Here is a 12,138-nt window from a genome sequence, read left to right on the forward strand (position 1 = left end):
TTAAGAATGAAGAAATAAGAATTAAGAGTTTTTTGTTTTTAACTAATTTTTGTGGCATTCCACCTGATTATGTATCAAAAATTGCCTACCTTTGCATTATGATTCTCGAGAAACTTTCACTCATCAACTACAAGAATATCGCTACGGCCACGCTTGACCTCTCGCCGAAGATTAATTGTCTGATTGGCAAGAATGGTGTGGGCAAGACCAACGTGCTCGACGCGATTTACTTTCTGTCGTTCTGCCACTCTGCCAGCAATCCCATTGACTCGCAGGTGATCCGGCATGGACAGGATTTCTTTGTAATTGAAGGAGACTATCTGAGTGACGACTGGCACAAGGAATCTGAGCACTCCCCCACTTTACAGATCTACTGCGGCATGAAGCGTGGAACAAAGAAGCACTTCAAGCGCAACAAAAAAGAGTACAAACGACTATCGGAGCATATCGGACAGATTCCTGCGGTATTCGTATCACCTTCGGACACCCTGCTAATTGAGGGAGGGAGTGAGGAGCGTCGACGACTGATGGATATGGTCATCTCGCAATATGACCATGGCTATATCGAGGCGATGAACCGTTATAACAAGGCACTTCAACAACGCAATGCCATGCTGAAGATGGAGGAAGAGCCAGACCCAGAGATACTCAGTCTATGGGAGGAGCAGATGGCAGTCGAAGGTGAGGCTGTCTTCCAACGTCGTGATGCCTTCGTAAAAGCGTTAACACCTGTGTTTCAGCGTTATTACGAGACCATATCCGGCAACCACGAACAGGTAGGCCTGAACTATATCTCCCATTGTCAGCGCGGTCCACTTCTGGAGGTCATCAGACGAGACCGCTCGAAAGACCGTATCATGGGGTTCTCCCTGCACGGCATTCACCGCGACGACCTGGAATTCACTCTGGGTGGTCACCCGATGAAACGCGAAGGCAGTCAAGGACAGCACAAGACATTCGCCATCTCCCTAAAATTGGCGCAGTTCGATTTTCTCCGTCGAACAAACAGTCATACGACTCCTCTGCTGCTGCTCGATGACATCTTTGACAAACTCGATGCCGAACGTGTAGAACAGATTGTCAAACTGGTGGCTGGTGATGACTTCGGACAGATCTTCATCACAGACACGAACAGGGAACATCTGGATCAAATACTGAGTCGTTCGTCACACGACTACAAGATCTTCCATGTGTCGGATGGAGAGATAGAAATGAAGAACGGCCATGTTTAAGAGAGACGTCAAGAGCATCAAAGATCTGATTCTAAGGAATCTGCGAGTACAGGGATTGGAGACACCTCTGTTACAGAAACGACTGATTGACTCATGGCAAAGCGTCGCAGGAGAGGTTATAGCCACCTACACCAAGGATCTCTATATCCGTAATCAAACGCTATTCGTACACCTGACTAGTCCGGCTCTACGCGCAGACCTGTCCATGCGACGACAAGAACTGGTAAAACGATTGAACGAACAAGTAGGCAGTCAGGTGATTGCCGACATCCGTTTTCACTAGATCACGATATCCACGGAAACGTCATGCCTTTCAATAGGCACATTCTCCACCTTCTGGAATTCAAAACACACCCCGATGGTATGTAGGGGAACGGTTCCCAATGCACGAAGAAAACGATCGTAATAACCTTTACCTCTTCCCAATCGATGCCCTTGGGCATCAAAGGCCACACCTGGTATCAATGCGACATCTATTTGATTATAGTCGGTGAAAGAATCGCCTACGGCTTCCATAATATGGAAAGCTCCCTCCTGCAAGTCGGCAGCCGATGTATAGCGTCGTAGCTCCATTCCTCCATCATCAAGCACCTTTGGCAGAAGCACCGTTTTCCCCATAGCCACAAGATCATCAATCAACTGATGAGTATCCACCTCGTCGGGCAAGGAATAAAAGGCCATGACAACAGAAGCATCACGAAGATGCGGTGCCAGTCGCTTCACGACAGTCTGCGACAGTGTCTCAAGCTGCTGTCGAGAGTACTGTCGTCTACGTTCCTTGACCAGCAGGCGCAACTCATCTTTAAGCATGGGCGATACGTGTTGTACCTGTCATTCGTATACGTCCGTCAAAGAGCATGGCAACCTTCTTGGCAATCTTCGTATCAGAGGCACCTTTCTTAGGGAAGGCAGTTCCACTACGGAACAGTCGGAGGGCCTCCATAACAGCCGGGTCATCTTGATTCAGATACTCTGTCCACGCCTGATCATTGAGGATATTATAGATAATACGACTATAGACAAACCGTTCCAACAACTTACGCGACTTTTGTATCATGAGGTTACGCCGTTTCAGTCCGTTCTTGTCGGCAAATGAAACAAACTCCTCCAATGTATTCTGTTTCTTCAGGTAAGTCTCTAACTCCTTCACTTCATCGAAAGTACTCAGTTTACTACGGTGCTCATCGGTGTAGTTATAGGCAAACTGCAGAATCAGCCCCGACATGGAAGCCTCTTTATAGTACGACGTCATCCCAAGCGTATCCTCAGGCACGAAGATGTCAGGAGTGATGCCACCACCACCGTAGACCACACGACCATTGGCGGTATGATAAGCCGGCCCTGTGTGCTTGATGCTATCCTGCGAGAAGAACTCACCATGCTGGTAACGGTTAATCCAGTCCTCCTCATAACTCTTGCTATCGTCGTAAGGTTTCTGGATGCAACGGCCAGAAGGCGTATAATAGCGGGCAATAGTCAGACGGATCATGGAATGGTCGCTGAACTCCATCGGCTTCTGGACCAGTCCTTTACCAAACGAACGACGACCGACGATTGTTCCTCTGTCATTATCCTGAATGGCACCGGCAAGAATCTCAGAGGCAGATGCAGATATTTCATCGACGAGAATCACCAGTGGTATCTGCTGATAAGAGCCACGACCATCAGCACGATACTCCTGACGCGGATAGCGCCTTCCTTCGGTATAGACAATCAGCTGTCCCTTCGACAAGAACTCATTCGCAATCTGCACAGCCGACTCCAGGTAGCCACCCGTATTACTCCTCAGGTCTATAACCAGGTTACCGAAGCTCTGTTGTGACAACTTAGCCAGTGCGATGAGCAGTTCGGGGTATGTATTTTCACCGAAGTTCTTGATCTTAATGTACCCACTATGCTCGTCGAGCATATAACAAGCGGTAACACTCTTGGTCGGTATCTCTCCTCTAGTGACCGTGATATGACGGATTTTCTTTTCACCGTAGCGCACAATACCGAGTTTCACCTTTGTGTCTTTCGGCCCCTTCAGATGATGCATGGCCTCTTCATTGGTCACTTTCTTACCGACGAACGAAGAATCATCGACCTCAACTATCTTGTCGCCAGCAATCACGCCTGCCCGTTCTGCCGGTCCGTTACCGATGACATTCTGCACCCGGATTGTATCCTGACGGACCACGAACTCTATACCGATGCCAGAGAATGAGCCGCGCAGGTCATCGTTAGCTATCTGTCCGTCACGCGCAGTGATATAGACCGAGTGAGGGTCCAGTTCACCAAGGATCTGCGGCATGGCCTTCTCAACCAGTTCATTGATATTGACAGTATCCACATATTGGTCATCAATAATATGCAGCAAGTTGTTGAGCTTATTTCCACTCGTATTGATAATATTCAGCCGGTTGCCAGAAAAATGGTTGGCATAGAAGGAGCCCACCATGATACCGAGGACGACACATAAGGCCATCCACAATGGTGTATACCGGTTTGTCCTATTCTTACTCATATTCTTTTGTCGAATTAATATCCATGAATATCACCTCAATACCCGCACGCTTCAGCAGGTCAATGCCATCGGTAAGACGATACTGTTCACCATAGACCACACGTTTGATGCCGGCCTGAATAATCAGTTTGGCACACTCGATACACGGTGAGGCCGTGATATAGATGGTTGCCCCGTCGCTGTTGTTATTGCTCCGTGCCAACTTGGTTATGGCATTCGCCTCAGCATGGAGCACATAAGGCTTTGTCACGTTATTATCGTCCTCACACACATTCTCGAAACCGCTGGGCGTACCATTATAACCATCACTGATGATCATTTTGTTCTTGACCACCAGAGCACCCACCTGTCGACGCTGGCAGTAGGAATTCTCCGCCCAAATACGTGCCATCCTTAGATAGCGCATGTCCAGCTTCTGTTGTTTCTCGTCCATCGTTGTTATTATTTCTTGTGATGATTCCTTCTGATGCCGTTCCTCTTCAAGAGCGCATCAATAGTGGGCTCGCCCCCACGGAAGCGCTTATAGAGAACCATCGGATTCTCCGTTCCACCCTTGGAGAGCACACAATCGCGAAAGCGTTGCGCCACCTGCGGACTGATTGTGCCGTGTTTCTTGAATAGACTAAAGGCATCAGCATCGAGGACCTCTGCCCATTTATAGCTGTAATATCCCGCTGCGTAACCACCGGCCATGATATGCGAGAACTGAACAGTCATGCAGGTGTCAGGTAACTGCTCGGTGACCATAGCCTTCTCCCAAGCTTTCTTCTCAAAAGTAATGATATCCTCGTCGAATGCCTCCTTACGGGTATAATATGCCATATCAAGCAGACCGAAACTGACCTGACGCATGCAAGCATAGGCCACATTGAAGTTTCGACTCCTGACGATGCGTGCTATCAGTTCATCAGGCAACGGCTCACCTGTCTGATAATGGAAGGCGAAGGTACGCAGGAATTTCTTCTCTATAGCGAAGTTCTCCATCAACTGAGAAGGCAACTCCACGAAATCCCACCACACATTCGTTCCACTCAGGCTCTCAAACCGAGTATTTGCGAACATCCCATGCAAAGAGTGGCCGAACTCATGGAGGAAGGTTTCGACCTCACCTAGCGTTAACAAGGCAGGTTTCTCCGCTGTCGGTTTCGTAAGATTCATCACCACACTGACGTGCGGACGGTTGTTCACTCCTTTCCGGTCTATCCATTGTCCCTGATATTCAGTCATCCAGGCACCGCCCTGCTTCCCCTGCCGAGGATGGAAGTCTGCATAGAACACAGCCAGATAAGACCCATCTCTGTCAAACACCTCATAGGCTTTCACGTCTGGATGGTACACGGGTATATCTTTGTTCTCCTTGAATGAGATGCCGTACAAGCTGTTAGCCAATCCGAAGACACCCTCAATAACCTTGGACAATTCGAAATAGGGGCGTAGCATCTCCGCGTCGATCTGATAACGCGCCAGCTTCAACTTATGCGCATAGAAGCCGAAGTCCCATGGCTCCAGTTTGAAGTGACGTCCTTCCATCTTCCGTGCCATCTTCTCAATCTCTTTGACCTCCTTAAGCGCTGTCGGTTTGTAGGCTTCAATTAAGTTGTTCAGCAGCTTATAGACATCACGCACATGACCCGCCATACGGTGTTTCAACACATAGTCAGCATAGGTCTTGTGTCCAAGTAACTGTGCCAGTTCACGCCGCAGGTTGATCAGACGTTTGCATATCTCCACATTGTTCTCCGCATTGTCATGCGTACACTCGGTATTCTTCGCCATATAGAGTTGCCGGCGGAGCTCACGTTGTGTCGAATAGGTCATGAATGGACTATAGCTCGGTGAGTCAAGCGTGATCACCCATCCCTCCTTGTTCTGCTCCTTCGCGGTCTGAGCAGCCGCTTCACGAGCGGTATCTGGCAGTCCGTCAAGTTGCGCCTCATCTGTGATATGCAGAGTAAATGCCTTATTCTCCTTCAGCAGGTTCTGGGAGAACTGCAACCCCAGCATCGATGCCTCCTCCGTCAACTGCCGCAACCGTTCCTTTCCTGCTGCATCCAGTAAGGCACCGCTGCGAACAAAGCCATCGTAACAGTTGTCAAGAAGCATTTTCTCCTCTGGTGTCAACTTACGATGATGGCGATGCACATACTTGATACGCTCGAACAGTCGTTCATTCAGTCGGATATCGTTGGCATGTTTGGTCAGGATGGGACTCATCTTCTGCGCCAAGGCATCCATCTCATCATTGGTCTCAGCAGAGAGCAAATTGAAGAATACTGTCGACACCCGCGACAGCAGATCATAGTATCCTTCACCATCCTTCTCATCATCAACACTGACTATGGTATTGTCGAAGGTCGGTTTCTCAGGATTATTAATGATTTTCTCTATCTGTTCGTCTTCACGGCGGATACCCTCAAGCATCGCCTCTTCATAGTCCTCCAGACGGATCTGATCGAAGGGAGCCACTCCATGGGGGGTATCATAGGGCTGAAAAAACGGATTCTTTCTTTCTATATTTTCGTTCATCATTTCACTACATTATTCGGCATGCAAAAATACAAAAAAAGACAGACCCAAACAAATCTGCCCCTGTTATTTTATAATATTTCACATCAACAACCGTTCCAGTTGTGGTATCTCTATCCTACCACGGTGTAACTCAAGTAGTCCCTCACCTTGCAACATGTTTAACGCACGCGACACATTTAGGCGACTGTCGTTCAATTCTTCGGCCAGACGCGTCATCAAAATATGGAACGACTTGGGCCCTGCCGGATAGACACAATGCAGTACAAAAAAACGGACAACACGCTCTCTGAGCGACTGTGGACACCGCCGCCACGGCAGACCTAAGAGTTTCTGTGTCTGTGTGGCATAGAGATTCATCAGGTTCAGGCGGAACACCAGGAATTCTTCCGCCAGTCGGACGACCTCTTCTTTATCGATGGTTATGAAGTTCGCATCCGTCAACGCTGTGAAATCATGCGTGTAACGCTGGAAATAGCCAAATATAGCCTCCTGCTGAAGAATATAAGGCGCCGACATCTGTTCCACAACCGAATATTGACGGTCTTCCGAGAAGGTCTCAATCTTGATAACACCGTTAATCAGGAAATACAACTGACTGCAGGCATCACCCGTCATCTGCACCGGTTTCCCCGCCCCCACTTTCGTAAAACCGAGACGAGTATGTCCCGCGACAATCTCCAGATCATCGTGGCTCATTCCCTGGAACAGCGGGAACTGAAGCAGTTGGTCATATATCCTCATAGCTATTCCGCTATCTTATCACGCAGAGATGGTGAGAACCATACGGCGTTGCGCCCATGTTCGTCACTATAGATAAAATAGGCCATCAGTTCAGGATGGCGCTCCAGAATCTGTTGGGCACGCTCCAGACCCATAACCATGAATGAGGTGGCGTAGGCATCAGCAGTCGCACAGTTGTTTGTCAGCACCGTAGCCGACAGAATATTATGCTGTACTGGATAACCCGTTTTCGGATCAATGGTATGAGCATATTTCTTGCCGCCCTTATAGTAGAAGTTACGATAGTTTCCACTGGTAGCCATCGCCTTATCGGTCACATTAAGAACAGTCTGCAACTCATTCCCGACATTTAGAGAATCATCGGTTGGTTTCGTCACTCCAATCTTCCATGGAAGACGTTTTTCGTTTAGACCGCTTGTCACGACCTCCCCACCAATTTCCACCATGAAGTTCTGTACACCTCGTTTGCGCAACAGTCGGGCCACGACATCGCAGCCATAACCTTTCGCAATAGCAGAACAATCGAGCATCATCCTCGGATCACCTTTCCTAACCTTTCCGTTCTCCAGCGACAGTTTCCTATAACCCACAATCTCCATCAGACTGTCAACCTGTCCACGCGTAGGTTCGATACCATTCTTAAAACCAAACCCCCAGGCATTGACCAAAGGAGCGACCGTGATATCGAAGGCTCCGTCAGTCTCCCGTGACACTTTCATGGCCATCTGATAGACATCCATGAACATCTGATCGGGCACAACCTCCTCGTTCTGGTTGATGGCAGTGATTATTGACTGTTTGTTAAATGGCGACAACGACCGGTCAACCTTCATCAACTCTGCCTTGATGCTCCGACTGAGATCCGAGTCGCATTGGTAGGTAATATGATAAGATGTGCCGAAGATTAGGTCAGCATTCTTCTGATAAGGCATCGAGCGTTGCTGATGGATGACCAGGACTGTTCCGACGATGAGAAGCGCCAAGAATGGCAGCTGCCACATCAGTTTTTTCTTCTGTTTATCCTCCATAGTCGTCAACCGGCTTAGATATCGATAATCACATTAAAGGTACCTCCCAGACGCGTGTCACCATAAATGCCGAAACCAGGGACATACCATGTTTTTCCGATCTCACCGTCGGAATGGGCGATACGCCTCTTATACCTAACGCTCCAACCCAGATGAAGCGGACCGAACACCTTGGCGTCGACACCGATAACAGCCTCCAGCCAGTGGTAGTTACATGCCACATCATTCATTCCGTAGCCGGTCGGCCATTGCCACACAGGATCAGGGAATTCCGGGCAGGAGATATCAACCTTATACGAGGTAAAGGCATAGCGCAGGCCACCATATAGACGGTTGGGCCCATGTTTAAACTTCAGGAGATTCTTGTCCACACCAATCTTGAAATAAGGCGCCGACGTACTATAACACATACCCGTCACCTCATCATCATGACTGGCTTTTCCTAGTCCTGCCTCGACAATTGGGAACCACTCGTCGTGCAGATTGATTCGCAGAGCCCCCTCGTACTGTCCGTAGTCTGAGAGTGCCATCTGTCCGGCACCCACAAGATCGAACGACACGGAGAAACCACGGAACAAGGGGATGGAGTCTTTCTGCATTTTGAAAAACTTCATCTGTGCCTGAGCAGTTGGTACCGTCAAGAGCATCAGCAGACTAATCGCTAACCTTCGGATAGATATAGAAATGTGTGGTATTCTTGTCATAATCCACTGATGGATTTTTTATCACAATAGAATCAATGAAATGCTTTGTATGACGTACGTCCGTGAGTCGATGGAAGAAAGAGGCATTACAATCGACAGATTCGAAATGCGGGATATCGTCCTTTTTTACCCAAACGGTATCAAAGATGCTCATAGTCTTATTATAGACATTAAACACCAAGATATCCTCCGGATGAGAATAACTGACAGGAAGACTGAACGAGGCCTTACCTACATTTCTGTTAAGGATGATCGAGTCCGTGCCATCCTGACGGACAGTAGAGATTGTCAGCGTATCCATCAAGACCAGGGAGTCACCATCAGTATTGTAAAAACAATAGCGGGTGGTCACGGTATTATTCACCGGGCAATCGATAGATGAACAAGCTGCCAGCAGGATAGAGCAGAAGCAAAAGGTCAGTTTCCTCATATTGTCGTCTCTATCTGATAGTCGTTACGACCACTTGACGAGCGACTGATCAAATCACCCAAGAAGCCTGTCAGGAACAACTGGGTACCGATGATCATCATCGTCAGGGCTATATAGAAATAAGGAGAGTCTGTCACCAGACGCTGCGGAATATGATTGGCCAAGCACCACAGTTTGTCGGCACCAATCAAGAAGGCAGCCAGGAAACCGATAAAGAACATGATCGTTCCCAAGAAACCAAACACGTGCATCGGCTTCTTACCGAAGGTACTCAAGAACCAGAGAGTCAGCAGATCCAGATAACCGTTGACGAAGCGGTTCAGTCCCATGAACTTCGACGAACCGTATTTCCGAGCCTGGTGTTGCACTACCTTCTCGCCAATTTTGTTGAAACCCGCGTTCTTTGCCAGATAAGGAATATAACGGTGCATCTCACCATACACCTCGATATTCTTTACGACGGCCTGACGATAAGCCTTCAGACCACAATTGAAGTCATGCAGATTCTTGATACCACTAATCTTCCTGGCAGTCGCGTTAAAGAGCTTAGTGGGCAGGGTCTTCGAGATTGGGTCATAGCGCTTTTGCTTATAGCCACTCACCAGATCGTAGCCCTCTTCCTTGATCATACGGTAGAGTTCCGGTATCTCGTCGGGTGAGTCCTGCAAGTCAGCATCCATGGTGATCACCACATCCCCCTGTGCCTGTTCGAAACCACAATACAGAGCAGGGCTCTTACCATAGTTCCTGCGGAACTTGATGCCCCTCACATGCTCAGACGTCTTACTTAGGTCTGTAATCACCTGCCACGAGTCGTCTGTAGAGCCATCATTCACGAAGATCACCTCATACGTATACCCGTTCGCGTTCATCACACGATCAATCCACGCATACAACTCAGGCAGCGACTCCGCCTCATTATAAAGAGGTATAACAACTGATATATCCATTCTTCTATTTCTTTATAGGCTATTTCGGGGCCACATTCCGCTGCATCACCAGACTGATGGGAATACCGAAGATAAAACCCAGAATAATATTTATCGTCAAAAAATTCAGTGCATGATCTATCGGCCGGACAGCAGCCATCTGAGAAAGACTCTCGTCAATCATCTGCGTCATACCATACTGTTGTACTAACAAACGTCCTTCATCCGACGACAGCATCTTCGAAAGAGAACTTAGCACAAAGCCGTGGTCCATATAGGCGAAATACAAGAACTGCAATACCGCCAGAAGCACCGCTCCGTAGAAGAACACGAAGATGGTGTAGGCATAGCTTCGACGGAAGGAGATAATGCCCTCCCTACCCTCATCGCGGAACTTACGGAGACGACCGGCTACAAAGAAAGGTGTCATCACAGCCAATACGATGGCAACCATCGCCAACAACTGGTTGGTGAGACCATATATATAACTGGCAAAACTGGCAGCCCACAAGAGGAACAGAAAGAACCCATCCTGTCTGGCGTATGCCTTCAATTGCTTATATTCCAGTGGTGTCATTTTAACATATAAACGTTCAAGATGCAAAATTAAGCATTTTCCCACATATAACGAGTTCGCAGCCTCAAAAAATCGTTAAATTGATACATTTTCTTATTTCCGAATTCTTATTTCTGAATTTTAATATGTACCTTTGCAGCCGCAAAACGGGCAGTCCTGTACGGCCAGCTCCCTTTGAATCCCCCAGGGTGGGAACGCAGCAAGGGTATTAGGTTGTAGCGGCGCGATGCAGGTAGCTGCCCACCCGCCTCTTTAGCTCAGTTGGCCAGAGCACGTGATTTGTAATCTCGGGGTCGTTGGTTCGAATCCGACAAGAGGCTCAAAACAGCAAAGGATTGGTTAAAGCCAATCCTTTTTTTCGTCTATCATAAAAGATATCTCATTACACCTATTATATAATATAGGTATGTCTGCTGATGCAAAGATACTATTTCTGCATCTGGGAGATGTGAGTATTGAGGATGTGGAAGGAGGGGTCGACCATCGCCCCATGATCATGACCATCAATCTCATAGAGATAGGTGTGTTGGTGACCAACGAGCTTCATCATCCTGGCCAAATACTGATTCTCATCATAACGGCCGTAGAGTTCTTGTTCTCGGTCTCCACAGATCAGTACCAGTGGCGGACAATCAGGGCGCACCCAGTAAAGCGGTGCATATTCATCGATGGTGGGCTGAAACGGTGGTATTCCTTGCATCTTCCGGACATTATAATGTGTAATAGCCTGTCCACTGAACGGAACATACATCCACACACTGTCAGCATCTGTTTTATAGTTTTTCAACCAAACCTTGTTCAGACAGAGCATCATGGCTAGATAACCGCCTGCCGAATGACCTGTCACCACAATCTTATGCGGGTCGCCACCATATTCCTTCGCATGACGGAACACCCAGGCGACAGCCTCTGCGGCATCATCGATGGTCTTGTCGATTGTGACATTAGGCAACAAACGATAATTAGCACCTACCACCACATAACCCATATCCTTTAGTTTCTGCGGAATCTCCTTCTGTCCGGCTTCCAGACCTCCACCGTGAAACCATACGACAACTGGACAGTCCTTCAGATTAGTAGGATAATACACATCCAACTTCAGTCGTTCTTGAGCATAGGGATCTGTCTTTACTGTATAGCTGATGTCACTCACTGTTTTATACACCTGAGCCCACGCCATCGTAAGAGACATCAGGGCCATCATTGTTAGTAGAATTCTCTTCATTTTAGTTACAGATATTATTCGGTTACAAAGATAAGAAAAAAAACGGAAAGACAAGCAAAATACGCGAAGGTTTGATGGCCCTTCGACAGGCTCAGGGACCGTGAAGGATGGACTCAGGGACCGTGGAAAACGAAGAAGCCCTGGAGCATTGCTGTTCCAGGGCTTCGGTTGAAGAAAAAGTGGCGGCCTCCTACTCTCCCGCATTGCATTGCAGTACCATCGGCGCAGGCGGGCTTA

13 protein-coding genes, 1 tRNA gene and 1 other RNA gene are annotated in these 12,138 nt (G+C 48.1%); 4 read left to right on the plus strand and 11 right to left on the minus strand.

What is annotated here, in order from left to right:
* The first annotated feature begins 98 nt into the window (after positions 1 to 98).
* Complete coding sequence (locus BLU99_RS04120; RefSeq protein WP_091899874.1) at positions 99 to 1,232, plus strand: DNA replication/repair protein RecF; 1,134 nt, start codon at positions 99 to 101, stop codon at positions 1,230 to 1,232.
* Positions 1,225 to 1,515 (plus strand): DciA family protein, encoded by a 291-nt coding sequence (locus BLU99_RS04125; RefSeq protein ID WP_091899875.1) that lies wholly within the window; start codon positions 1,225 to 1,227, stop codon positions 1,513 to 1,515. The genes BLU99_RS04120 and BLU99_RS04125 overlap by 8 nt, the downstream gene beginning before the upstream one ends.
* Here BLU99_RS04125 and BLU99_RS04130 read toward each other — a convergent pair.
* The 10 genes from BLU99_RS04130 to BLU99_RS04175 form a co-directional block, all read right to left on the minus strand.
* Positions 1,512 to 2,042, minus strand: a complete 531-nt coding sequence (locus BLU99_RS04130) for a 5-formyltetrahydrofolate cyclo-ligase (protein WP_091899876.1) — start codon at positions 2,040 to 2,042, stop codon at positions 1,512 to 1,514. The two genes, BLU99_RS04125 and BLU99_RS04130, sit on opposite strands and share 4 nt — an antisense overlap.
* Positions 2,035 to 3,738, minus strand: a complete 1,704-nt coding sequence (locus BLU99_RS04135) for a S41 family peptidase (protein WP_091899877.1) — start codon at positions 3,736 to 3,738, stop codon at positions 2,035 to 2,037. The genes BLU99_RS04130 and BLU99_RS04135 overlap by 8 nt, the downstream gene beginning before the upstream one ends.
* Positions 3,731 to 4,171 (minus strand): dCMP deaminase family protein, encoded by a 441-nt coding sequence (locus BLU99_RS04140; RefSeq protein WP_369807693.1) that lies wholly within the window; start codon positions 4,169 to 4,171, stop codon positions 3,731 to 3,733. The genes BLU99_RS04135 and BLU99_RS04140 overlap by 8 nt, the downstream gene beginning before the upstream one ends.
* Positions 4,172 to 4,179: 8 nt before the next feature.
* Complete coding sequence (locus BLU99_RS04145) at positions 4,180 to 6,264, minus strand: M3 family metallopeptidase (protein ID WP_176771039.1); 2,085 nt, start codon at positions 6,262 to 6,264, stop codon at positions 4,180 to 4,182.
* Between the two features lie 81 nt (positions 6,265 to 6,345).
* On the minus strand, positions 6,346 to 7,008 hold the full coding sequence (locus BLU99_RS04150) for a Crp/Fnr family transcriptional regulator (RefSeq protein ID WP_091899880.1): 663 nt from the start codon (positions 7,006 to 7,008) through the stop codon (positions 6,346 to 6,348).
* A 2-nt stretch (positions 7,009 to 7,010) separates the two neighbouring features.
* Positions 7,011 to 8,036 (minus strand): FAD:protein FMN transferase, encoded by a 1,026-nt coding sequence (locus BLU99_RS04155; RefSeq protein WP_091899881.1) that lies wholly within the window; start codon positions 8,034 to 8,036, stop codon positions 7,011 to 7,013.
* A 14-nt stretch (positions 8,037 to 8,050) separates the two neighbouring features.
* Entirely contained in the window at positions 8,051 to 8,650 is a 600-nt protein-coding gene (locus BLU99_RS04160; RefSeq protein ID WP_369807694.1) for a DUF6048 family protein, read from the minus strand.
* A 40-nt stretch (positions 8,651 to 8,690) separates the two neighbouring features.
* Positions 8,691 to 9,170, minus strand: coding sequence for a DUF6452 family protein (locus tag BLU99_RS04165; protein ID WP_091899883.1), 480 nt, complete (start codon positions 9,168 to 9,170; stop codon positions 8,691 to 8,693).
* Entirely contained in the window at positions 9,167 to 10,120 is a 954-nt protein-coding gene (locus BLU99_RS04170) for a glycosyltransferase family 2 protein (protein WP_091899884.1), read from the minus strand. Before BLU99_RS04170 ends, BLU99_RS04165 begins: the two co-directional genes overlap by 4 nt.
* 19 nt (positions 10,121 to 10,139) lie before the next feature.
* The gene (locus BLU99_RS04175; protein WP_091899885.1) at positions 10,140 to 10,676 is read right to left on the minus strand and encodes a DUF4199 domain-containing protein; all 537 of its coding nucleotides are present in this window, start codon (positions 10,674 to 10,676) and stop codon (positions 10,140 to 10,142) included.
* Between the two features lie 147 nt (positions 10,677 to 10,823).
* Here BLU99_RS04175 and ffs point away from each other — a divergent pair.
* Together ffs and BLU99_RS04185 are read left to right on the plus strand one after the other, a co-directional pair.
* Positions 10,824 to 10,922: signal recognition particle sRNA small type (gene ffs, locus BLU99_RS04180), an RNA gene on the plus strand.
* Positions 10,923 to 10,996 (plus strand) — tRNA-Thr (locus BLU99_RS04185).
* Between the two features lie 107 nt (positions 10,997 to 11,103).
* Here BLU99_RS04185 and BLU99_RS04190 read toward each other — a convergent pair.
* Entirely contained in the window at positions 11,104 to 11,901 is a 798-nt protein-coding gene (locus BLU99_RS04190) for an alpha/beta hydrolase (RefSeq protein ID WP_091899886.1), read from the minus strand.
* Between the last annotated feature and the right edge of the window lie 237 nt (positions 11,902 to 12,138).

Source organism: Prevotella sp. lc2012 (assembly GCF_900107065.1).
In the GTDB taxonomy this organism is placed as follows: Bacteria; Bacteroidota; Bacteroidia; order Bacteroidales; family Bacteroidaceae; genus Prevotella.

Bases quoted from the DNA above. Each gene is read 5' to 3' on its own strand.
- BLU99_RS04125 (WP_091899875.1), top strand. From the start codon at position 1,225: ATGTTTAAGAGAGACGTCAAGAGCATCAAAGATCTGATTCTAAGGAAT.
- BLU99_RS04130 (WP_091899876.1), bottom strand. From the start codon at position 2,042: ATGCTTAAAGATGAGTTGCGCCTGCTGGTCAAGGAACGTAGACGACAG.
- BLU99_RS04135 (WP_091899877.1), bottom strand. From the start codon at position 3,738: ATGAGTAAGAATAGGACAAACCGGTATACACCATTGTGGATGGCCTTA.
- BLU99_RS04155 (WP_091899881.1), bottom strand. From the start codon at position 8,036: ATGGAGGATAAACAGAAGAAAAAACTGATGTGGCAGCTGCCATTCTTG.
- BLU99_RS04190 (WP_091899886.1), bottom strand. From the start codon at position 11,901: ATGAAGAGAATTCTACTAACAATGATGGCCCTGATGTCTCTTACGATG.
- BLU99_RS04170 (WP_091899884.1), bottom strand. From the start codon at position 10,120: ATGGATATATCAGTTGTTATACCTCTTTATAATGAGGCGGAGTCGCTG.
- BLU99_RS04150 (WP_091899880.1), bottom strand. From the start codon at position 7,008: ATGAGGATATATGACCAACTGCTTCAGTTCCCGCTGTTCCAGGGAATG.
- BLU99_RS04145 (WP_176771039.1), bottom strand. From the start codon at position 6,264: ATGAACGAAAATATAGAAAGAAAGAATCCGTTTTTTCAGCCCTATGAT.
- BLU99_RS04140 (WP_369807693.1), bottom strand. From the start codon at position 4,171: ATGGACGAGAAACAACAGAAGCTGGACATGCGCTATCTAAGGATGGCA.
- BLU99_RS04160 (WP_369807694.1), bottom strand. From the start codon at position 8,650: ATGAAGTTTTTCAAAATGCAGAAAGACTCCATCCCCTTGTTCCGTGGT.
- BLU99_RS04165 (WP_091899883.1), bottom strand. From the start codon at position 9,170: ATGAGGAAACTGACCTTTTGCTTCTGCTCTATCCTGCTGGCAGCTTGT.
- BLU99_RS04175 (WP_091899885.1), bottom strand. From the start codon at position 10,676: ATGACACCACTGGAATATAAGCAATTGAAGGCATACGCCAGACAGGAT.
- BLU99_RS04120 (WP_091899874.1), top strand. From the start codon at position 99: ATGATTCTCGAGAAACTTTCACTCATCAACTACAAGAATATCGCTACG.